Source organism: Burkholderia sp. MS389 (genome assembly GCF_016899425.1).
GTDB classification, from domain to species: Bacteria; Pseudomonadota; Gammaproteobacteria; order Burkholderiales; family Burkholderiaceae; genus Burkholderia; species Burkholderia sola.
Genome location: NZ_CP045995.1, coordinates 516359 through 538071, shown reverse-complemented (window position 1 = coordinate 538071; position 21713 = coordinate 516359). Strand labels below are relative to the sequence as shown.

The window sequence follows — 21713 nt, the reverse complement described above, 5'->3', positions numbered from 1 at the left end:
GGCGGGGTGCGGGCACGCGGCCCGTCCGGTCTGTTCCGTTATCGCGACGCAGTTGTCGTGATGGCGGCGGCTGTCGTGCTTCGTGCGATGCATCGGGCGCGCCGCCGCCGTTTTGAACACGTTAGCGGCGCGGCCGGCAAAGACGAACGAAGCAATTTCGATAAGGATTTCGACGAAGGTGGAAGAAGGCTTGCAGGAGAAGTGGGGTGGGGCGAACGGGCGGGGTGGCGGCCATGCCCGTTCGAGGTGTGTAAGACGTGGATGATCGCCGAGGATTGGCGCGGTGTCGTCGTTTCGACGGCCGACTGGTGAGGCCGATTCGAGGCTGGCTCGTCAGGATCGCGAGCGCTCGGCCGAGGCCCGCCGCCAGCGTGGCGACGGGTTCTCCCCGAATTGTCGGGTCAGCGCGGGGCGACGATCGACGACGACGACGGCGTTCAGGCTGCCGCCGCCTGAGGAATCGCGTCCTGCCGATCGCCCCCCAGGATATCGACAAGACTGGTCAGCATCCGCGCCAATTCACCCGTCATCAGCGTGAAGTCCGAATCGAAGCGTTCATCGTCATTCTGCGCGGTCGGGTCCGCCGCCTCCTTGATCACGTCGAGCGGCGTGACGCGCTTGATCGTCAGCGACGGTGTCAGCACGAACGAGATCCGGTCATCCCAGGTCATCGCGAGGCGCATGCACTGTTTGCCGGCTTCGATGTGCCGGCGCATGTCGTTCGCTTCCAGCGCGTGGCCCACGTATCGCACCGTGGCGCCGCCTTCACCGGTCGAACGCAACTCGGCGTCCTGATCGACGGTGAATCCGCCCGGCGCGTCGCCGGACAGCAGCCAGTCCGTCATCGCGGCGACCGGCGAACGCGCCACCTGAACGCCGGCGAGCGGCAGTTGGTCGATCGATTTGACGAGCAGGCTGCGAACGTCGTCGGCAAGCGCCTGCGCAGCCGCATCGATGACGAGCCAGCCGTTCGCCGTGTCGATCCACACGCGGGTATCGCGGCGAATGCTGAACGCGCGCGGCAGCAGTTCGTCGGTCACCTGTTCCTTGAGTTCGCGCATTTGCTTGCGGCCGACCTTGAAGCCCTGCTGCTCCTCGATTTCGAGCGCACGCGCTTTGGTCACTTGATTGACGACCGACGCCGGCAGCAGCTTCTTTTCGGCACGAAACAGCAGCAGCATCTGCCGGTTGTTCGAATACACGAGCGCGCCGTCGTCACGCGGCGACGCCCATCCGGCGCGCTGCATTTCGACGCTGCTGCCCGGCTGGAACGCGTGGGGCGCCAGCCATTTTTCCATCTGGTCGGCGGTAACGGCCCAGGGTGCGGGAAGACGGTGAAGCTGAAGGTTCTTGAACCACATAGGCGTACGGGCAAAGCGCGTCATTCTATATGACGGGGAGGGTTGCCGGCCATGAACGGTCGTGAGCCTGCAGCGACAAGCCGCCTGGCGGGCCACTCGACCTCCGAAAGCGGACGGCCACGCACTGCAGGACCGCTCGTTCGTTTTTGAGCTTGACGCCGGCCTTACTCGAATTGCAATCCTTGCTTCCGGTCTGGCAAAGCATTCGTTACGGCCGACCGCTCATTTTCTTGAAGATCAGCGGCATTGCGTCCGCATCGAGCGCGGCCATGTCCACGAGTCGCAGCGACTTCACCATCTCCAGCGTCGAGCGCTTGTACTTCTGGAAATGCGGCGATTTGATATGCGCATCGTAAGCGTCGCGGCTGGCATAAATTTCCAGAATCCTGATGTGCGTCGGACTGTCCTTTTGAGCGGTCGGGAAAATGCACAGCACTCCCGGTTCCGCGCGTACCGACACCTCAGCCTCCTCGTTCAGAACGCGCTGATATTCGTCGAGATGCTGATTGAATATTTCGATTTCCGAGATTCGGACCAACATTTTCGGCTCCTGCGCGTGGACGTTACCGTGCTTGCCCAACCACAGCAGCACACATATCATCACGAGCACGAAGATGACAGGGCGGCGATATTCGATGAACGGGCGGTTCATAGATCGATCTGCGTTCGACGTTCGTCCACGGACGGCACTTCGGATGGCGGGGGCGCGTGCGCGACGTACCGCCATCCGTTTGCTTCGCCGGTCGGGACATTCAGTGCCGAGGCGACGAGATCGTCGGCGGATGGTCCGGAAGCGGCGGCACGATGCCATCAACCAGATGCGGGACATACGGCGCTTCGAGCGCAGCGATTTCGTCCTGCGTTAGTGCGAAGTCGAGCGCGCCGATTGCGGTGGCCAGATGCTCGGGCTTCGTCGCGCCGACGATCGGCGCCGTGATCCCGGGCTTCGCCAGTAGCCACGCCAGCGCAACGTGCGCCCGCGGAACGCCGCGAGCCTCGGCGATGCGCGCCACGACGTCGACCACCTTCCGGTCCTGGATTTCAGCGTTCCGATACATTGCCAGTGCAAAGGCATCGTTCTGCGTGCGGTGCGTGGTTTCGCTCCAATCGCGCGTCAGCCTGCCACGCGCCATCGGGCTCCATGGAATGACCCCGACGCCCTGGTCGGCGCAAAGCGGCAACATTTCGCGCTCCTCCTCCCGATAAAGGAGGTTGTACTGCGGCTGCATGGAGATGAAGCGTGTCCATCCGTTGCGCTCCGCGATGTGCTGCATCTTGGCGAAGCGCCATGCTTCCATGGACGATGCACCGATGTAGCGGGCCTTGCCCGACTTCACGATGTCGTGCAGCGCCTCCATCGTTTCTTCTATGGGCGTGCCGTGGTCGAAGCGGTGGATCTGGTAGAGGTCGACGTAATCCATCCCGAGCCGGCCGAGGCTGTCGTCGATCGACTGAAGCAGCGCCTTGCGCGACAGAAACCCGGTATTGGGCGCGTTACGCCACGGAAAGAAGGCCTTGGTCGCGACGACGATCTCTTCGCGCCGTGCCATGTCGTTGAGCGCCCGGCCCGTGATCTCTTCGGAACTTCCGCCCGAATAAATGTTGGCAGTGTCGAAGAAATTGATGCCCGCTTCGAGGGCCTGCCGAAAAAACGGACGAGAGGCCGCTTCATCCAGTGACCAAGGCTGGGGCAGGCGAGTCGGCTCGCCATAGCTCATGCATCCAAGGCAGAGACGAGAGACTTTCAGGCCCGTTCGGCCCAGATTGACATATTCCATATTCACCTTGAAGGGTTTGGGACGACACGGCACCACTGGACATACCGCGCAAAGCCTGTGGCTCGCGGTCGACCTTGCGCAATCACCACACGAAAAACACGGATCGACTTCGGGGTAGACGCTGCCGAATCGTCAAGCGTCGCGCGACGCAAACAGCGATTCCCAGCCGACGAACGGGCCGAGCGGAATGATCTCCCAGTCGATCAGGCCGACCTTGGCAAGCGGAAACTCGGCGAGCGCCTGCCTTGCAGCGTCCACCGAATCGCTCTCGGCAATGATGGCGACGCCCGGGCGATCCTGACGGAACGAGATTTCGCGCACGAAGCCGTTTTTATAGAGATGCCACGCATGGCGCGCTTCTTCGACGAGGTGAGGTTGATAGGCTTGCGGGCTGGCGCCGGGCAGCGGGACATCGAGGCAAAGTAATTTCATCGTGCGGCTCCTGACTTGAACTGGCCGGTCACTTCGGCGACGCGCTCGCCAAGATGGGCAGCCGTTTCCATATCGCTCTGGATGGGCGTGATGTCCGGCGACGCGTCATCCGATTGCGCCATGGCGCCGAGCCAACCGCCGACACGATTCTTCTCCTGCGGCTGCTTCGCGGTGTGGCCATAGCCACTGTCATAGAGGACGGTAATGAGCATTCAGGTCTCGCAAGGTTCGCGGCAGTGGCGATGCTCGGCATTGTCGCCACCGTCAATCGTTACGAGAAGTTCCGACAGGGTTGAACCACCCTCAACTGGAAGTTTAGAATCCTCCTGCGCAGCAACGACGAGCGCGATGACCGTCATGGAGAAAATGTGGATTCTTCGCAGCGTGTTCGAGCCATCATTTCCCTGGTCCAGGCCGTGGATGCGGGAAGTTTTGCGGCGGCGGGCCGGCAATTGGGCGTCACGTCAGCCGCCGTGAGCAAGAATGTGGCGGGCCTCGAAAAAGCATTGGGCGTGCGGTTGATGAATCGCACGACCCGTTCGCTCAAGCTGACTGAAGAAGGGGAGGCGTTTCTCCGCCACGCGCGCATCGCGCTCGAAACGCTGGATGCAGCGATCGATTCGGTTGCCGCGCAGCGCGCGGTGCCGACCGGGCGCGTTCGTATTTCGACAAGCGCGGCCTTCGGGCGCGACCATGTACTGCCGGCGTTGCCTGCGTTGCTCGCGCGTTATCCCGGCCTGTCGGTCGAAGTCGACTTTGACGATCGGGTCGTCGATCTTGTCCGGGACGGTTACGACATTGCGGTCAGAGGCGGCAACATCCCGGACTCCGCGCTGGTGACCCGCCCGGTTTGTCGCTTGAATACCGTGCTGGTTGCGTCTCCCGACTATCTGGCGCGCCATGGCGTGCCCGAGACACCGGATTCGTTGCGCGTGCACCGACTTATTGCACGGCGATTCCTGAGCGGTCAGGTCGCGTCGTGGAATTTCAACGGTGACGACAAAAGCATCACGACGCTCGATCCGTCCGGCAAAGCGACGCTGACGCTGTCCGCACCGGAATCCCTGGTCCAGGCGGCATGCGACGGCGTTGGCATTGCCGAGGTCGGCGTTCATCTTGCGTGGGATCGGTTGCGTTCCGGTTCGTTGAAGACAGTCCTCCAGCAGTTTCACCATCCCGGAACATACGAGATGGTGATGCAGTACCCGCACCGGGCACTCGTGGCGCCACGGGTGCAAGTCACCGTGAAACATCTGCTGGACGCACTCACGGCAGATAGCAAACTGCATGTGCCTATGGACGCGTTGGATGCCTACGCCGCATAGAGGTGAGCCGCGTTTCGTTGGTATCGAGGCGCGCGTTGTGCTCGTCGGCGCGAAACCGTGATGCTGCTGCACAGAATCGTGGCGGCGTCGAGCACGAGGCAATCGACGGTTGCATCAAGATTGATGACAATGGAAACCAGTCGAACAACGGGGAAAAAACAATGATGACTTCCGGCGACGGCCTGACCGGCCCGGCGCGGCTCGTGCGACTCGCCTCCTGGGCGATTGCGATCATCTTCGCCGTCTTTCTGAACATGCTCGGCAGTCTCGTGATCCGCGACATGGCGTTCGCCCCGAGGGGCGGTCCGCCGGTCATCGAGCAATTCGCCGATGCGCCGGTGAAAGCGCGGCTGGACGCGGCGCGGCGCCAGTTGCGGGCGCAGCGCGACGCGCTTGCCGAGAAGGCCGACACGATGGAAGTGGCGCGCGGCCGCGCCGCGAAGGAATACGCGGCCGAGAAGGAAAGCTTCCGCAACTGGCTGGCCACCCGCGCGGTGACAGGTGACGGGACGAGGGACCCGGACATTCTGGCGAGAACGCGCACGCTCGATACGCTCCAGGCCGTGGTGGTCAACTGGCAGCATCAGATCGATGCGATCGGCGACCAGCAACGGGCACTGGCATCGCAGCAGGCTCAAGTCGACACGCAAATCGCCGAAGCGGACGCAGCCGCCGAACGGCGCTTCGACGACGCAACGCGGCGCTACGAGATGCAGGTGTTCGGGCTGCGACTGGCGCTGACGCTGCCGATCCTGCTGGTTGCGACCTGGCTGTTCATCCGCTACCGCAAGGCGCGCTACTGGCCGTTCGTGTACGGTTTCGGCCTGTTTGCATTGAGCGCGTTTTTCATTGAACTGGTGCCGTACCTGCCGAATTTCGGCGGCTATGTGCGGGTCCTGGTCGGTATCGTGCTGACGGTATTCGCCGGCCTTTACATGATGAAGGCCTTTCAGCGCTATGCCGAGCGCAAACGGCTCGAATTGCAGCAGGATCGGGGCGAACGCGCGCGGACGATCGGATACGAAAAAGCCGTCCGGTCGCTCGAGAAAAAGCGCTGCCCGTCGTGCGACAAACAATGGAATCTCGGCGGCGACGATTCCACGTTCTGCGTGCATTGCGGATTGAGGCTTTTCAACGTATGCGAATGCGGTGGCCGGAATTTCTTCTTTTTCCCGCATTGCCATCAATGCGGCGTTGCGCAGGGCAATGAGTCGCCGGTGTCATCCGACTGACGGTCCGCGTGTACGCACCGGCGTTGGCGTACGACGGTCCCGAACACGCGAGTCGCGTTCCTCACTCGATGACGCGCGGCGGCGTCGACAATTCCGCCAACTGAAACAGACAATCCCCGCGCTGGACCTGCGCGGGCACCCGCTTGCACACCACTTCGCCATCGCCGTTGAACCGGTGCAGCACCGGTTCGCGTAACGGCGTATCGGGGAAATGCACCCACGCGGCCGGCTGGCCGGCTTTCACCTGGTCGCCGAGTTCGACGAGCGGCTCGTACAGCCCGCGCTCGTACGCATAGACGAAATGACGATCGCCGTCGACGCGCATGAAACGCGTGACGGTCGGCGGCGCGTCGGGCACGAGCGCGCCATGCAGCAGGCCGATATAGCCGAGGTAATGCAGCAGCCCGTGGCGGCCGAGCCGGATCAGCGACGGATCGGCCATGCCGGCGCCGCCGAGTTCGGTGACGATCGAGATCGCGCCTTGCCGACGCGCGGCCGATGCCGAATGCACGGGATTCGGCGCGTGCAGCAGCGCGTTCTGCAACCCGAACGCGACCAGCAGCCCGTTGAGCTTCTCGGCTTCGTCGGCATCGAGCGGATCGATCGCGAGCATGTTGCCGCCCTGGTACAGCAGCGAGCTGCCGCCCGAATGCAGATCGACCAGATACTGCGCGCGCGACAGCAGCGCGTGCTCGATGTAGTGAGCAATCATCTGCGTCGGCGTGCCGGTCGGGTCGCCGGGAAAACTGCGGTTCAGGTTGCCTTCGTCGAGCGGCGACACGCGCAGGCCCGCATCCGCCGCCGGGAAATTCGCCATCGGCAGCAGGATCAACTGGCCGCTGACCATGTCGGGTTCGATCTCGCGCATCAGCTGCGACACGATAATCTGGCCTTCGTACTCGTCGCCGTGGTTGCCGGCCATCACGAGCGCGACCGGGCCGTCGCCGTTGCGGATCGACGCGATCGGAATCGGCAGCCAGCCGTAGGCGGAGCGGTGCACGGAGTGCGGTAGCCGCAGGTAGCCCGCGTGCTTGCCTTGCGCGTCGAGATCGATTTCGCAGTGGATGGGATTTCGCGGAGAGGAAGAGGCGGTCATGGCGGTATCGTTCGATGAACGGAATCTGCCATCTTATAGGGGAAACCGGCCGCGCGCGGCGGGCGGGGCGGGATCGACCGCGAGACGCGCGGCCGCGGCCGGGCGCGTTGCCGTGCGTTGGCGGCCCTCCACGCGCGGCCGCGCGATGTTGCAGCGATGAACGCATGCCGGTGCGCCAGCCGGCTGCATTCGCGCGTCGCGTTTCGCGCCGATCCCTTGTCGCGACAGGGCCGGCGCGTACGACCGGCTTACCGGCCGGATGTTTCAGCTTCGAGACGTCCTTCTTCCCACAGTGCCCAGAAACGGCTGCCGGCGCGATACGGATTCGCACGCCGCGCGGCGTGATCGGCGACGCCCTGGCGAAACGCGCCGTACAGCGTGAGCGGCGGATTGTCGATGCATGCGGCATCGTACGCGGCCGGCATCCGGCGGTCGGACACGAGCCGGCGGATCAGCGATGCGCCGTCGATCACCGCCTGTTCGTCGATGATTTCGGTTCGCGCGAGGACGTCGACGGTATTCATGGCGAGCTCCCTGAAACGTTCTTTCCCCATCAAGGAGCAATAAGAATGCCAGCCGGTAAATACCGCGCTCGGCCTCGATCGTGCGGGCTTCTGCCGTCATCGTGCGGGGCGCCGGACGGCGATGTTACGGAACACGTCACGTGACATGCGAACGCGCGGCGTCACGTGCGAACCCGCAAAGCGTTTCGGAATTGAATCGTCGGGAGGCGGCGGCAGGCCGGGAAAGGGCGGAGGCGCGGCGCGCGTCGGCGGCTCAGGTCGTGGCGGCCGGCGCCATGCGGCGGCTGCCGCTGCCGCTCGAGTAAAAGCAGTAGATGCCCTTGCCGGCCGACTTCGCGTCGTACAGCGCGCTGTCGGCGTGCTGGATCAGCTCGTCGGGCGAGCCGTGCCCGTCGTCGAGCGCGATGCCGATGCTGATGCCGATGCAGACGGTCTCGCCGATCGACAGCGCGTACGGCGCGGAAATCTGCCGGATGATCCGCGCGGCGAGGATCGAGCACGCCTGCATCGTCGTGTCGTCGATCGCGACGACGAATTCGTCGCCGCCGATGCGTGCGGCGAGCTCGCCCGGCGGCAGCGTCTTGCCGAGCCGCTCGGCGACCTGGGTGAGCACTTCGTCGCCGGCCTGGTGGCCGAAGCGATCGTTGATCGACTTGAAGCCGTCGAGGTCGAGATACATGACGGCGAGCGCGGGGCTCGGCAGCTGCGGCCGGCGCGCGAGCATCCGCTTGAGCGCCGCATGCAGTTCGTGGCGGTTCGGCAACCCCGTCAGCGCGTCGTGCCGCGCGAGGTGCCGGATCTGTTGTTCGGTCTGGCGGCGCGCGGTGACGTCCTCGACGATGATCACCGCGTTGCCGTCCGGCACGCGGTGGCGCGTCAGTTCGAGCTGGCGGCCGTCGGCGAGCACGATGTCGAGCGGCCCGGACTCGGCGCGGTTCAGCCATGCATCGCACTGCGCGGCGAGGCCGGCGCCGCCGGGATCGGTCACGGCATGCGTGCCGAGCGCGGCGACCACGGCCGGCAGCGGCGTATCGAGCATGATCTCGCGCGGCGAGCCGAACAGTTGTGCGGTGCGCCGGTTCGCGACGATCACGCGGCTGTCGCCGTCGATCATGCACAGGCCGTGCGGCATGTAGGTGAGGGCGGCGTCGAAGCGCGCGACGAGTTCGGCGTTGCGCTGGCGCGCGGCGATCAGCGCGACGAGCACGCGGTAGTGACGCTGCACGACCGTACGCATCGCCGCCAGATAGATCGCGAGCGGCGGCACGAGCAGCCACGCGCCGGTTCGCGGCGCCAGCAGCGCGCCGACGCCGATCGGCAGCACGCCGAGCACGACCTGCGTCATCGCGAGCCGCGGCAGCGCCGAATTGCGCGACGCGATTCCGCCGAACACGCCGCCCGCGACCATCACGGACAGCGTGCCGAGCTCGACGTCGGCGGCCTGCACGCAGCCCATCACGCCCAGGCCGAGCACGAAGCACGCGACGAGCGACACCGGCGCATAGCGCATCGCCCAGTACTCGATGCGATCGTCGCCTGCGTCGCGCCGCACCGTGTAGGCTCGTACGATCGACAGGCGCGCAATGAGCAGGCCGACGTCCAGGACGAGCCACGCGAGGCACCACAGCTGCTGCAGCCGCATCAGTGCGACGGCCGCGACGAAACCGCTCCCGAGCCCGGACAGTGCCATCGGGCGGATGTCCTCGAACAGCGTCACGAGCATCGACGGACGCAGCGCGGCCGTCACGCGGTGGTTGCCGGAGGGGGGAGTGGCGAGAACGGAGTTCAGGAGAGACGCCCTGACTGCCATGATTGTCGACCTCGACACGATGTTGCGATGGCTGGCGGCTCCGCACGGCACGTGGCGGAAGCCCGGCCGAGCCGGATGCGCACGACATTACCACGAAAAACCGGCGTCGCGGGCCGGTTGGCGGCGCCGCGCATCGTCTCGTGCTCGGGTTGTCAGCCCCGGCGGCGGGGGCTTGCGGAGGCGGCGGCGCGAACGCAGCGTTCGTTGCGAACGGAACGATGTGCGGCGGCCGCCGAAGCCGGCGCGACTGCCTCCGCCGCAAGCAAACCGCAAACGAATCGCCGCTGCGACCACCCGCCGCAGCCCGGCTGAAACCCGTTATAAGAATTCCAATAAGTATTTCATGCGGGAAATACTATAGGCGATATATCCAAAACAATGCCAGAATGCGCGCCGCTCCGGACGCCGCGACACCCGATCGCCGTCCGAGCCGCCTCAGGAGGTTCCCCCCAAATGAAAAACCACGGCCTGTCACGGCGGGGTTTTCTGAAAGCCAGCGTGCTGGCGGGCGTCGCGGTGTATGTCGCGCCCATCGGCAGCCGCGCGTTCGCGGCGCTCTTCGAAGAAAAACTCCTCACGCCCGTCAAATGGGATAGCGTCACCGGCATCCCCCAATTCCGCATCGACGGCATCGCGAAGGTCACGGGCTCGAAAGTGTTCGCCCGCGACGTGCGCGCGGCCGACATGCCGCACTGGCCGCAGCAGCAGTCGCACGCGCTGATCCTGCGCGTCACGCAGGCCGACCGCACGTACGAGGGCTTCGACCTGTCGCTGCTCGGCGACGAGCTGAAACCGGACCGCGTGGTCACGGCCGACGATCTCGCGCGCGACGGCGTCGCGTTCCCGGCGTTCTACGGCGACGACATGCTGTTGCCGGCCGGCAAGACGCCCGCGTATCTCGGCCATGCGGTCGCGATCCTGATCTATCACGACTTCGCGCGCTTTCGCTTCGCGAAGAACGCGCTGAAGTTCCGCGACGACGTGATCCGCTACGGCGCGGTCACGGGCCCGCTCGAGCGCGATCCGTGGGGCACCTTCCGCTACGTGCGCGTGGGCGGCAAGACGGCTTATGACGACGACGTCTATTCGAGCCTGAAGGACGCGCCGATCTTCCCGAGCATGATGCGCAAGCATCTGCCGGTCTGGCCGGACGGCAAGGAGCACGGCAAGCTAGACGAGCAGGGCATGTTCCTCGCCGGGCAGATCGCCGCCGAACTCGACCAGCCGTCGGCCGACTGGCTCGTGTTCGACCGCGAATACAACACGCAGTCGGTCGACACGGCCGCGCTCGAGCCCGACAACGCGAACTGCTGGTACGACGCCGCGACGCAATCGCTGCATCTCGTCGTGCCGACCCAGTCGCCGCTGGAAGTGTCGGAGAACGCGGCCGCGATGGTCGCGAAATGCCGCTTCCCGGTGAAGAAGCTGTTCGTGCATCCGTGCTACACGGTCGGCTACGGCTCGAAGGATCACTTCAACGTGCCGTTCTACGGCCTCGTCTGCGCGCTGTACGCGGACGGCCGCCCGGTGCGTTTCGCGAACGATCGCTACGAGCAGTTCCAGACGTCGCTGAAGCGACACGCATTCAAGATGCATTACCGGATCGCGGTCGACCGCAACACGGGCCTGCTGCAGTCGTTCAAGGGCGACTTCGAGGCGAACGGCGGGGGGCGCTCGAACTTCTCGCCGTCGGTCGCGATGGTCGGCGCCACGGCCGCGCAATCGATCTACTACTTCCCGAAGAGCGACCTCGCGGCCGTCGCGATCGCGTCGCGCGCGATCGACGCCGGTTCCGCGCGCGGCTACGGCACGCTGCAGAGCATGGCCGCGACCGAGATGGCGGTCGACGAGATCGCCGCGCAATTGAACATCGACCCGATCGACTTCCGGCTGCGCAACGCGCTGCGTTCGGGAATGAAGAACACACAGGGGGCGATTCCCGCCGGCGCGCTGCGCGTCGACGAAGTGCTCGAGCGCGCGAAGCAGCATCCGCTGTGGACGCGCCGTGCCGCGCGCAAGGCCGAATTCGAGGCGGCGCATCCGGGCAAGCGCTACGGCGTCGGCTTCGCGTGCGTGCAGAAGGATTTCGGCACGGGTGCGGAAGCGTCGTTCGCGAAGGTCGAATTCGACGCGCACGGCAAGGTGTCGCTGCAACACACGGCGGCCGAGATCGGCACCGGGATGTCGACGTCTCAGGCCGTCGCGGTCGCGAAATGGCTCGGCCGTCCGGCGACCGACGTGCGCGTCGCGCTGACCGAATGGCCGGACCTGCCGGTCGAGACGAGCGGCGACCCGTACCTGATGTCGCAGGCCGATCAGGACCGCCTGAGCGCGAACCCGCGCTGGTCGCCCGGCTATGCGTCGCCGTCGAGCGCGACGAACTCCGCGTACTACTTCACGCACAGCACGCGCGAAGCCGCGCGCGCCGTGTTCCGCTACGGGCTGTGGCCGGCCGCGATGTCGATCTGGACACGCGGCCTCGGCGGCGGCCAGGCCGCGCCGTACACGATCCGCATCGAGGACGCGCGCTGGGTCGACGGCAAGCTGACCGCCGACGGCCTCGAGCCGCTGACGTTCGAGCAGCTCGCGAAGCAGGCGCATGCGCTCGGCCTGCCGACCGGCGCCGTCGTGCACGTGTTCAACCGCTGGCAGTGGACCGACGCCGAATTCGAAGTGGGCGGCGCGGTCGAGCGTCTGCCGATCGACGGGCTGTCGCTGCGCGTCGGCGCGCCGAAGACCGGCGACGACGGCCCGCTGCCGGGCACCGCCGCACCAGCCGGCGCGACCGCGCTGCGCGGCACGCTGCCGCCGACCGCGAACGGCTATCGCGTGCTCGATCGCAAGCGCGTGTTCATCCCGCCGACGAGCCGCAACAACGCGGCCGTCACGTACTACACGGCGGTGGGCACGCTCGTCGAGCTGGCCGTGCACGAAGCGACCGGCAAGGTCGAGCTGCTCACGCATCACTCGATCATGGAATGCGGGAACCAGATTTCGCCGCAACTCGTATCGGGCCAGTTGCAGGGCGGTCTCGCGATGGGCATCGGCCATGCGCTGCACGAGTATCTGCCGCTCTACGAGGACGGCCCCGGCAACGGCACGTGGAACTTCAACCGTTACCGGCTGCCGCGCGCGTCCGACGTCGCCGTATGGACGCAGACGGGCGACGTGCTGCCGCCGCTGTCCGAGACCGATCCGCCGAAGGGCGTCGCCGAAGTGGTGATGATTCCCGTCGTCGGCGCGATCGTGAACGGCATCGCGCACGCGATCGGCCATCGTTTCACCGACCTGCCGGTGACCCCGCAAAAGATTCAGGAGGTGCTCGCATGACGACCGCCCAAACCGCGGCTTCGGCCGCGAGCGCCGGCGCGGCTTCGGCCGCTTCGGCATCCGTGCCCGTCGCACCGGCTGCACTCGCTGCGGCGCCCGTCGAGCGTCCGCTCGTCCGGTTCCAGCAGAAGCCGCTGTCGCTCAACATCAACGGCAAGTCGGTCGGCCCGATGCAGGTGCCGGAAGGGCTGATGATGATCGAGTTCCTGCACGAGTACCTGGGCCTCACCGGTTCGCGGCTCGGCTGCGGGCAGGGCATCTGCCACGCGTGCGTCGTGATCGTCGACAAGCCGGACGGCACGAGCGACGAAATGCGCACGTGCATCACCGGCGCGCACTTCTTCCACGGCCGTTCGATCCGCACGATCGAAGGCCACGCGAAGCGCAATGAAGCCGGCGAGGTGGTCGAGCTGTCGCCGATCCAGCAGAAGTTCCTCGAGCACTTCAGCTTCCAGTGCGGCTATTGCACGCCGGGCTTCGTCAACGCGGCGACCGTGCTGATCGAGCGCCTGAAGCGCGAGCCGATCGCGAAGGCCGACGTGGAGCGCACGATCACCGACGCGCTCGACGCACACCTCTGTCGCTGCACGGGCTATGTCCGCTACTACGAAGCCGTCAAGGACGTGGTGCTGACGACGCCGGGACTCGTGAAGGAAGCGCCATGAAACGCACATTCGCTCATCGTGCCGCGCGGGCCGCCGGCCTGCCCGCGCTCGCGGCGTCCTTCGCGCTGCTGCTCGCCGCGTGCGGCGGCCACGACGCGCCGGCGTCGAGCGCGGCGTCCGGCGCGCCCGGCGCCGACGCGGTCGCGCGCGGGCGCTATCTCGTCAAGGCCGCCGACTGCGCGGCGTGCCACACCGCGAAGGACGGTGCGCCGTTCGCCGGCGGCGCGGCGCTCGAATCGCCGTTCGGCACGTTCTACGGCTCGAACATCACGCCCGACAAGGATCACGGGATCGGCGGCTGGAGCGCGGACGATTTCTACGCCGCGCTGCACGACGGCAAGGCGCCGGGTAAGCGCCTGTATCCGTCGATGCCGTACACGTCGTACCGGCAGCTCACGCGCGCCGACGCCGACGCGATGTACGCGTACCTGATGACGGTCAAACCTGTCGCGCAGGAAAACCGCGCGCACGACCTGAAGTTCCCGTACAACCTGCGCTTCGGCATGGTCTTCTGGGACATGCTGTTCCTGAAGGACAGTCTGCCGGATGCATCGGCCGGACAATCCGCCGACTGGCAGCGCGGCCGCTATCTCGCGGGCGCACTCGGTCACTGCGCGGAATGCCACACGCCGCGCGCGTTCACGGGTCAGCTCGACGGCGCGAAGCCGTTCGCGGGCGCCGCGCTCGGCCGCGTGGCCGCGCCCGACATCACGCCGGCCGGCCTCGCCGCGCGCGGCTGGACGGGCACCGACCTGCAGACGTTCTTCGGCGTCGGCATCGCGCCGCAAGGCTCGGCGTTCGGCGAGATGTATCCGGTCGTGCACCTGAGCACGCAATACCTGACGAAGGACGACCTGCGCGGCCTGTCGACGTACCTGCTCGGCGATACGCCGCCCGCGCCGCAACCGGTGAAGCCGGTGTCGGCCGATGCCGCGCAACTGGCGGCCGGCCGCTCGGTGTATCTCGCGGTGTGCGCGGGCTGTCACGGCTTCAACGGCGAAGGCAAGCCGCACGTGGCGGTGCCGATGAACGGCAATTCGACGGTGCGTCAGGCCGACTCGCGCAATCTGCTGGTCGCGATGCTCGACGGCATCGACGAGCAGAAGTTTGCCGGCTTCGAAAACCTGCAGCCGATGCCGGGTTTCGCGAAAACGCTGAGCGACGACGAACTCGCGCAGCTCGCGAACTATCTGCGCGCGACGTGGGGCGGCCAGCCCGCGAGCGTCACGCCGGCCGACGTGAAGGCGATGCGTTGAGTCGCGTCCCGGGGTAGTGCACCGCGCGCGAGCAGCCGGCTTCCGGTGTTCGCGCGCGATTTCGCGCCTCTTCCTTGCGGCGGCGCGTCAGTAGCCGCCGCCGCCGCCACCGCCACCGCCTCCGCTGCCTCCCGCGCCGCCGTACCGGCTCATGCCCGGTCCTTGCGACGTACCGCTGCCCGACGACGTACAGCCCGTGGACAGCACAAGCACCAGCGCCGCGATCAGCGCCGCAGCCAACGTTGCCGATTTCATTGCGATCTCCTTGCTGCGCGCAGGCAACAGGAAAGGCGGTTCGCGTGAACCGCGTCTGCGCGATGACAAGACGTTTCGGCGGGGCGCTTATTCCATGCTTTTTGCGTATCGCCGCGGCGGTGCCTGGATCAACGATAGACGAGATCGGCGCGGCGATTCTGCGCCCACGCTTCCTCGTCGTGGCCGAGCGCGACCGGCTTTTCCTTGCCGAGGCTGACAGCCTCGAGTTGCGTCGCCGGCACGCCGAGCGTTTCGAGCGCGCTCGCCACGGCCTGCGAGCGGCGCTGGCCGAGCGCGAGGTTGTATTCGGACGTGCCGCGCTCGTCGGTGTTGCCCTGGATCAGCACGCGCCGCGCGGGATGGCTGCGCAGGTAGTCGGCGTGCGCCTGCAGCAGCGACTGGAATTCGGGCTTCACCGAGTACTGGTCGAAATCGAAGTAGATGCTGCGCTTCGCGAGCGGGCTGTTCGGATTGTTCAGATCGTCGGCCGTCACCGTCGCGACGGTTTCACTCGACGGCGTCGGCGCCGCGCCGGCATTCTCGGGCGTCTTCGCCGCGTGGTGGCAACCGGCCAGCAGGACGAAAGTTGCCAGGACCGCAATTCGCTTCATTTTGCTCATCGTTCTTCTCCAGCGGTTGACTGCGTTGAAAGCGGGGCGCGTGCCATTCGCACGCAGCCGTCCGGTCGCCATGGCGCGAAAGGTCCGGCTCCGTTGCCGTGATGCAGGTTCGTAAGCCGGTGGTGCGCCAGATGAAAGAATGTTGCGGGCCGGAACGCCGGAGCGCGGCGTCGCTGCAAACAGATTAGGAAAAATGTCACAACGTGCCCAGTTTCTCCGCATTTTTTGCGCAAACGCGACAGCCGGGAGGCATTCTTGCTTCCGCGCCTGGGGTGCGGTACGCGACGCCCGCCACGGCGAAAAAGGCCGCGCAGAGCGCGCGGCCTTGCCGGTGCCGGACACCGCGATCGGGTGATGGAGGAAGCGCTCGCCGAATGCAGTCGGTCAGCCGCGTGACGGCGCCGCCCGCACGCCGCATCGTCAGAACTTGTGGCGTAGCCCCAGCGCGACGACGGCCTGATTGCTGTTCGCGGAAGGCGTCATGGTCCAGACCGTCGCGTTGAACGCCGGATTGCCGTTGCCGCCGCTCACGCTCTGGTAAGTGCCTTCGAGATACGCATCCGTGCGCTTCGACAGCGCATAGTCGGCCTGCGCGACGACCTGGTTCCATTTCGGGCGGGTCTGTCCCGTGCGGGTGTCGAAGCGGCCAATCGTGTACGTGTACGCGGCGGCGACGCTCAGCGCGCGCGTGACGAAGTAGCGTCCGTCGATCGAGAAGTTGTCGAACACCAGCGATTCGCCCTTCAGCGGCGCGATGTTGCCGCCCTGGAGCACGCCCGTCACGCCGTCGGTGGTCGAATGCGACCACGCGGCGCCGACCGAGTGCGGCCCGAACGCGTAACGGCCGGCCATCGCCCAGATCTGCTGGTTGCCGCCCGTGATGGTCGCCGAGCCGTCGACCGTGCTCAGCGCGCCGTCCGGATTCGGCGCGTTGCGGTCGCGGCTGATCTTCAGGTAGCCGGCGCCGAGCTTCAGCGGCCCGTTCGCGTACGACAAGCCCGTGCTCCACACCGCGTTGTTGGAGAACTGGCCGGGCGTGTTCGAAAACCCGATCATCGCGCCGAAGGTCAACCCGCGAACCGTCGGGCTCGTGTACTTCACCGCGTTATTGATGCGCAGGTTGCGGTTCGAATCGTCGTTGTCGTACGGGTGGACCGCAAGGTTGCCGCCCCAGCCGGGGCCGGACGCGCCGAGCGGCGTCACGAAATCGAGGATCAGGTCGTACTGGCGGCCGAAGGTCAGCGCGCCGGCCGTCCTGGATTCCACGCCGAGCCACGCCTGGCGGCCGAACAGATCGACGCCTTTCTGCGACAGCTTGCCAGTGGTGCCAGAGAAGCCGTTTTCGAGCGAGAAGACCGCGGCCAGTCCGCCGCCGAGATCCTCGCGACCGCGCAGCCCCCAGCGCGACGCATTCAATGCGCCGCTCGTCATCGCGACGCCGCCGCTGCCGGGCGAGCCGGCACCGCGCGTGCGGTGGTTGGTGGAGTAGGTGATCGACGTGTCGATCAGGCCGTACAGCGTCACGCTGCTCTGGGCAAGCGCGACATCCGACACGAAGCCGGTCAGGCAGGCGGCAATGACGGTCCCCGCGACGCGTGTGCCGGCATGCTGGTTCGTTTGGCAGGAATGCATAGGCGTTTTGTTGTTGTTGGGCCGGCCTGGCGGCCGACGGATCGAGCGGCCATTATTGGAGATCGTGCGGCGGTCGATTAAGGCGTTGCACAGGAAAGGTCCTCTGCCCAATCACTCGGAATCGCGGTAGGGCGACTTGCGGGGAGACGGTCGGGAAGGAGCGGCTGAGACGGTGCGTAGGGTTCGGCGCGCCATCGCGCGACGGTGGTGTGCCGAACGTCTAGACCCGGCCCGAACGCTCGCCGTAGAAATCCCGAGACCGGAATCCACCACGATCGGACGCGATTCCACCTGGAACGACATGGAGCAGGGCAGAATAGGGCGCGCGTGGCGCATGCCGACCGCTGTCGGCAGCGCGCCGATTCACGAAAACCTGTCGAGTCTCCATGGCGTTTCCGATGTCCCCTATCTTGCGTCCCATCCGGTTGGTGTCCCGAACGACGGCCGGTGTTGCATTCGTCGTCAGTCTGCTGTCGGGCTGCGCTGCGCTGTCTTCATCTGCGCCGGTCGACCCTCAGCAGCAGTTCGTTGCGGAGCAGCGAAATGCGAACATGCGATACATCGACAGTCTCGCGGCGTACAAGCCCGTTTTCCAGAATCCCGGCAACTATAGTCGAGCGCAGGTGCTGGAAAAGTACGACGCGGTTCTCTATCAATACTCGCTCGCTGCGGTGAGCTGGGTTCGCGCAATCTATCCTGCCACCCGGCAGACGTTGCCGCCATCCCTGCAACCATTGCCTGCACCGTCCGGGCCGCTCAGCCTGGCGGACGTGAACCGACACTACGAACACGCGCTCGGCATGAACGCCGGCATGTGGGAGATCAGCATGGCCGCGGATTTCGGCAAGCCGTCGAAACTGGCGGTGCCGCGATATGACGGGCCGTTGCTTTTCATGCCGTTCGCACCGCCTTTGCCGCCGCTGCAGGATGTTCGCGATCCGCAGTTCGCGCGGCTGGTGACCATGACGAAGAAGCTGGACGACGCGCAGAAGGCGGACCTCGCTCGACAGAACGCGGCGACCGCGAAACAGATGGCGGAGAACGCCGCGATGCACGCGGCAAACCATCCGCCCGGCCCGAATCCGCTGGACTCGATCGATCCGCGGACCGGGTTGCCGTATCCGGCACCGCAACAGGACACGCAGCGCTGGTGCACGATGATGGGCAACGGTGTGGGTGGTCGGGTGCCGTGTTGAATCGGGGCGGACGACGGCGGGCTGATCCGATGTGACGTGGACGTCATGGTGATCGTCCCAGTCGCGTTCGTCGCTGGCGCTCCCAAGGGTGCGGACAATCAACCTACAGGCCAGAACACGACATTAGGATATGGCTGCCACAACAAAAAATGTCGATAATTCACCTTATGTCAAATTTTAAATAGCCATGATCACCCTCTATGGCGCGGGTTCGGCAATCTCGAATGCGTCCATACGCTGAAAAATCTGCCAATCGGGCGCGCCCCAACTGCAGCGCGCCCACCCTCAACCGACCATCAAACCGCCATCACCGTCACCGACTTCGTGACGAGATACGGCTCCAGCGCTTCCGGCCCGCCTTCCGACCCGTAGCCCGAATCCTTCACGCCGCCGAACGGCATTTCCGGCCACGGCGTCGCCGGCTGGTTGATCCACAGCATCCCGACTTCGAGGCGTTGCGTCAGCAGATGCACGTTCGCGAACGAACGCGTGAACGCGTAGCCGGCCAGACCGAACGGCAGACGGTTCGCCTCGGCGATCGCATCCTCGAGCTTGTCGAACCCGCGAATCGCCGCGACCGGGCCGAACGGCTCGTTGTTGAACACGTCCGCTTCGAGCGGCACGTTCGCGATCACGGTCGGGGCGAAGAAGTTGCCTTCCGCGCCGATCCGCTCGCCGCCGGTCTCGATGCTCGCGCCGACCTTGCGCGCGTTGTCGACGACCGACGCCATCGCGGTCAGGCGTCGCGGGTTCGCGAGCGCGCCGAGCGTCGTGCCTTCGTCGAGACCGTTGCCGATCTTCAGCCCTTCCGCATGCTTGACCAGCGCGCGCGTGAATTCGTCGCGGATGCTGTTGTGCACGAGGAAACGCGTCGGCGAAATGCAGACCTGTCCCGCGTTGCGGAACTTCGCCCCGCCGGCGGCCTTCACTGCGAGCGCGACGTCCGCATCCTCGGCGACGATCACCGGCGCGTGGCCGCCCAGTTCCATCGTCGCACGCTTCATGTGCTGGCCCGCGAGCGCGGCCAGCTGCTTGCCGACCGGCGTCGAACCCGTGAACGTGACCTTGCGGATCACCGGGTGCGGAATCAGGTACGACGAGATTTCAGCCGGATCGCCGTACACGAGACCGATCACGCCCGCCGGCACGCCCGCATCGACGAACGCGCGCAGCAGCGCGGCCGGCGACGCCGGGGTTTCTTCCGGCGCCTTCACGAGGAACGAACAACCAGTGGCGAGCGCGGCGCTCAGCTTGCGCACGACCTGGTTGACCGGGAAATTCCACGGCGTGAACGCCGCGACCGGGCCGACCGGTTCCTTCACGACCGTCTGCTGCGCACCGAGATTGCGCGGCGGCACGATCCGGCCGTACACGCGGCGCCCTTCGTCCGCGAACCATTCGATGATGTCGGCCGCCGACAGCACTTCGACGCGCGCTTCGGTGAGCGGCTTGCCCTGCTCCTGCGTCATCAACTGCGCGATCGCGTCGGCGCGTTCGCGCACCAGCGCGGCCGCCTTGCGCATCGTCGCCGCGCGTTCGTGCGCGGGCACCTTGCGCCATGCTTCGAAGCCGCGCTGCGCGGCGGCGAGCGCACGGTCGAGATCGGCGATGCCCGCGTGGGCCACCTTGCCGATCGCCTTGCCGGTCGCCGGGTTCACGACGTCGATCGTCTTGCCGCTCGCGGCGTCGACCCACTCGCCGTCGATCAGCAATTGCGTATCCGTATAAGTCACGTTAGCCATCCAGACACCCCTACATTGCGTCGATAAAACGCGCGCGGCCGCGAACGGCCGCACGCCGGTTGACAGAAAAAGCCAAGCCGCCGGGGCAGGCACGCACCCGGCGGCGTCGACGGCAGGCACGCCGGCCCGCCATCGTTGCGCGGCGCACCGCGCTCAGTGCGCGGCCGCCGTCGCCTTGCGGAGTTTCGCGACGTCCGCCGCCTGCACGGCCGGCGCGCCGTTGTTCCAGCCGGCGCGCATGAACGTCAGCACGTCGGCGATCTGCCGGTCGTTCAACTGGTTCGAGAACGCCGGCATCGGATACGCGGACGGCACGCCGCCGATCACGAGCGTGTCGCTGCCGTTCAGCGTCACGTTGATCAGCGACGATGCATCGGCCTCGAGCACGTTCGGATTGCCGGCGAGCGGCGCGAGCAGCGGCGCGTAGCCGCGCCCGTCCACACCGTGGCAATGCAGGCAGTAAGCGTTATACACCTTCGCGCCCGGATCCGTTGCCGGTCGGCCCAGCGCGGCCTGCGTCGCCTTCGGATCGTAGCGGTACGGCGGCGCGCCCGTGCCGCCTGCCGCCGGCAGCGATTTCAGGTAGCGCGAGATCGATGCCAGATCGTCGTCGGTCAGTTCCTGCGTGCTGTGGTTGATCACGCTTACCATCGAGCCGAACGCGGTCGCGTGCTGGTTCGCGCCGGTCTTCAGGAACTGCGCGACGTCGGCCTCGTTCCAGCGGCCGAGCCCGGTGTTGTGCTCGCCGGTCAGGTTCGACGCGAACCAGTTGTCGATCGACGCGCCCGACAGGAACGCCGCGCCGCTTTCGTCGAGCGCCTTCTCCTGGAAGCCGACACCGCGTGGCGTGTGGCACGACCCGCAGTGCCCGAGCCCCTGCACGAGATACGCGCCGCGGTTCCACATTGCGTCCTTCGCCGGCTTGTCCGCGTATGGCGTCGTGTCGAGGAACACCTTGTTCCACAACGCGAGCGGCCAGCGCATGTTGAGCGGCCACGGGATGTCGGATGGCCGGTTCGCCTGCTTCACCGGTTCGACGCCGTGCATGAAGTACGCATACAGCGCCTTCACGTCGTCGTCCCTCAGCTTCGCGTACGACGGATACGGCATCGCCGGATACAGATTGTGACCGTCCTTCGCGACGCCCTTGCGCAACGCGCCGGCGAACTCGGCTTCGGTATAGCCGCCGATGCCGGTCTCCGGGTCGGGCGTGATGTTGGTCGTGTAGATCGCGCCCATCGGCGTGACCATCTTCAGGCCGCCCGCGAACGGCGTGCCGCGCGGCGCGGTGTGGCACGCGACGCAGTCGCCGGCTTTCGCGAGATACGCGCCGCGCGCGACGAGTGCGCTGTCGGCGGGCGCCGCTTGCGCGGCCTGCGCGGCCGTGCCGGCCAGCAGTGCGGACAGCGCGAGCAGCGACGCGCGGAGCGCATTCGGGTTCAGGGTGAGATGTCGCATG

General features: G+C 66.4%; 19 protein-coding genes and 1 pseudogene. 7 read left to right on the top strand and 13 right to left on the bottom strand.

From position 1 onward, the window contains the following. The first annotated feature begins 60 nt into the window (after positions 1–60). Positions 61–312: a hypothetical protein gene (locus GJG85_RS18910; protein WP_124557144.1), complete on the top strand. Its 252-nt coding sequence runs from the start codon at positions 61–63 to the stop codon at positions 310–312. 125 nt (positions 313–437) lie between these two features. Here GJG85_RS18910 and GJG85_RS18905 read toward each other — a convergent pair whose 3' ends face one another. From GJG85_RS18905 to GJG85_RS18885, 5 genes and pseudogenes are all read right to left on the bottom strand, one after another. Next, positions 438–1361 (bottom strand): recombination-associated protein RdgC, encoded by a 924-nt coding sequence (locus GJG85_RS18905; RefSeq protein WP_050014075.1) that lies wholly within the window; start codon positions 1359–1361, stop codon positions 438–440. A gap of 208 nt (positions 1362–1569) precedes the next feature. Next, positions 1570–2013 carry an antibiotic biosynthesis monooxygenase gene (locus tag GJG85_RS18900; RefSeq protein WP_239468971.1) on the bottom strand — a complete coding sequence of 148 codons (444 nt, stop codon included), beginning with the start codon at positions 2011–2013 and terminating at the stop codon, positions 1570–1572. A gap of 100 nt (positions 2014–2113) precedes the next feature. Next, positions 2114–3139, bottom strand: a complete 1026-nt coding sequence (locus GJG85_RS18895; protein ID WP_050014074.1) for an aldo/keto reductase — start codon at positions 3137–3139, stop codon at positions 2114–2116. Positions 3140–3271: 132 nt separating this feature from the next. Beyond that, positions 3272–3571 carry a hypothetical protein gene (locus tag GJG85_RS18890; protein WP_050014073.1) on the bottom strand — a complete coding sequence of 100 codons (300 nt, stop codon included), beginning with the start codon at positions 3569–3571 and terminating at the stop codon, positions 3272–3274. Then, positions 3568–3732, bottom strand: a pseudogene (locus GJG85_RS18885) (flavodoxin family protein); the annotation flags it as partial. The pseudogene GJG85_RS18885 and the gene GJG85_RS18890, both read right to left, overlap by 4 nt. 207 nt (positions 3733–3939) lie before the next feature. On the opposite strand from GJG85_RS18885, the gene GJG85_RS18880 reads away from it, so the two are divergent. Continuing rightward, on the top strand, positions 3940–4896 hold the full coding sequence (locus tag GJG85_RS18880; protein WP_050014071.1) for a LysR family transcriptional regulator: 957 nt from the start codon (positions 3940–3942) through the stop codon (positions 4894–4896). Between the two features lie 161 nt (positions 4897–5057). Next, the gene (locus GJG85_RS18875) at positions 5058–6128 is read left to right on the top strand and encodes a zinc ribbon domain-containing protein (RefSeq protein WP_089489385.1); all 1071 of its coding nucleotides are present in this window, start codon (positions 5058–5060) and stop codon (positions 6126–6128) included. Positions 6129–6189: 61 nt separating this feature from the next. On the opposite strand, the gene GJG85_RS18870 is transcribed toward GJG85_RS18875, so the two are convergent. The 3 genes from GJG85_RS18870 to GJG85_RS18860 all read right to left on the bottom strand — a co-directional run bounded on the left by GJG85_RS18870 (position 6190) and on the right by GJG85_RS18860 (position 9558). Then, positions 6190–7224 carry a succinylglutamate desuccinylase/aspartoacylase family protein gene (locus GJG85_RS18870; RefSeq protein WP_050014070.1) on the bottom strand — a complete coding sequence of 345 codons (1035 nt, stop codon included), beginning with the start codon at positions 7222–7224 and terminating at the stop codon, positions 6190–6192. A gap of 248 nt (positions 7225–7472) precedes the next feature. Further along, positions 7473–7748, bottom strand: a complete 276-nt coding sequence (locus GJG85_RS18865; RefSeq protein WP_050014069.1) for a hypothetical protein — start codon at positions 7746–7748, stop codon at positions 7473–7475. Positions 7749–8001: 253 nt separating this feature from the next. Continuing rightward, entirely contained in the window at positions 8002–9558 is a 1557-nt protein-coding gene (locus GJG85_RS18860) for a sensor domain-containing diguanylate cyclase (protein WP_089489383.1), read from the bottom strand. A 453-nt stretch (positions 9559–10011) separates the two neighbouring features. On the opposite strand from GJG85_RS18860, the gene GJG85_RS18855 reads away from it, so the two are divergent. Genes GJG85_RS18855 through GJG85_RS18845 form a run of 3 tightly spaced genes read left to right on the top strand, consistent with a single transcriptional unit; the run spans position 10012 to position 14809 of the window. After that, positions 10012–12888, top strand: coding sequence for a molybdopterin cofactor-binding domain-containing protein (locus GJG85_RS18855; RefSeq protein ID WP_089489382.1), 2877 nt, complete (start codon positions 10012–10014; stop codon positions 12886–12888). Beyond that, the gene (locus tag GJG85_RS18850) at positions 12885–13553 is read left to right on the top strand and encodes a (2Fe-2S)-binding protein (protein WP_204384266.1); all 669 of its coding nucleotides are present in this window, start codon (positions 12885–12887) and stop codon (positions 13551–13553) included. The genes GJG85_RS18855 and GJG85_RS18850 overlap by 4 nt, the downstream gene beginning before the upstream one ends. After that, on the top strand, positions 13550–14809 hold the full coding sequence (locus tag GJG85_RS18845) for a cytochrome c (RefSeq protein WP_124630227.1): 1260 nt from the start codon (positions 13550–13552) through the stop codon (positions 14807–14809). Before GJG85_RS18850 ends, GJG85_RS18845 begins: the two co-directional genes overlap by 4 nt. Before the next feature lie 87 nt (positions 14810–14896). Here GJG85_RS18845 and GJG85_RS18840 read toward each other — a convergent pair whose 3' ends face one another. The 3 genes from GJG85_RS18840 to GJG85_RS18830 all read right to left on the bottom strand — a co-directional run bounded on the left by GJG85_RS18840 (position 14897) and on the right by GJG85_RS18830 (position 17316). Continuing rightward, positions 14897–15064, bottom strand: coding sequence for a hypothetical protein (locus GJG85_RS18840; protein ID WP_204384265.1), 168 nt, complete (start codon positions 15062–15064; stop codon positions 14897–14899). Between the two features lie 128 nt (positions 15065–15192). After that, positions 15193–15684, bottom strand: a complete 492-nt coding sequence (gene pal, locus GJG85_RS18835) for a peptidoglycan-associated lipoprotein Pal (protein WP_050014064.1) — start codon at positions 15682–15684, stop codon at positions 15193–15195. A 420-nt stretch (positions 15685–16104) separates the two neighbouring features. Then, the gene (locus GJG85_RS18830) at positions 16105–17316 is read right to left on the bottom strand and encodes a porin (protein ID WP_204384264.1); all 1212 of its coding nucleotides are present in this window, start codon (positions 17314–17316) and stop codon (positions 16105–16107) included. A 386-nt stretch (positions 17317–17702) separates the two neighbouring features. Here GJG85_RS18830 and GJG85_RS18825 point away from each other — a divergent pair, with 386 nt between their 5' ends. Then, a complete protein-coding gene (locus GJG85_RS18825) occupies positions 17703–18512 on the top strand; it encodes a hypothetical protein (protein WP_235356225.1) in 810 nt (269 codons plus the stop codon). A 296-nt stretch (positions 18513–18808) separates the two neighbouring features. Here GJG85_RS18825 and GJG85_RS18820 read toward each other — a convergent pair whose 3' ends face one another. Both GJG85_RS18820 and GJG85_RS18815 read right to left on the bottom strand, forming a co-directional pair. After that, a complete protein-coding gene (locus tag GJG85_RS18820) occupies positions 18809–20254 on the bottom strand; it encodes an NAD-dependent succinate-semialdehyde dehydrogenase (RefSeq protein WP_050011075.1) in 1446 nt (481 codons plus the stop codon). 153 nt (positions 20255–20407) lie between these two features. Beyond that, a complete protein-coding gene (locus GJG85_RS18815) occupies positions 20408–21712 on the bottom strand; it encodes a cytochrome c (protein ID WP_050011074.1) in 1305 nt (434 codons plus the stop codon). Position 21713: the final 1 nt, after the last annotated feature.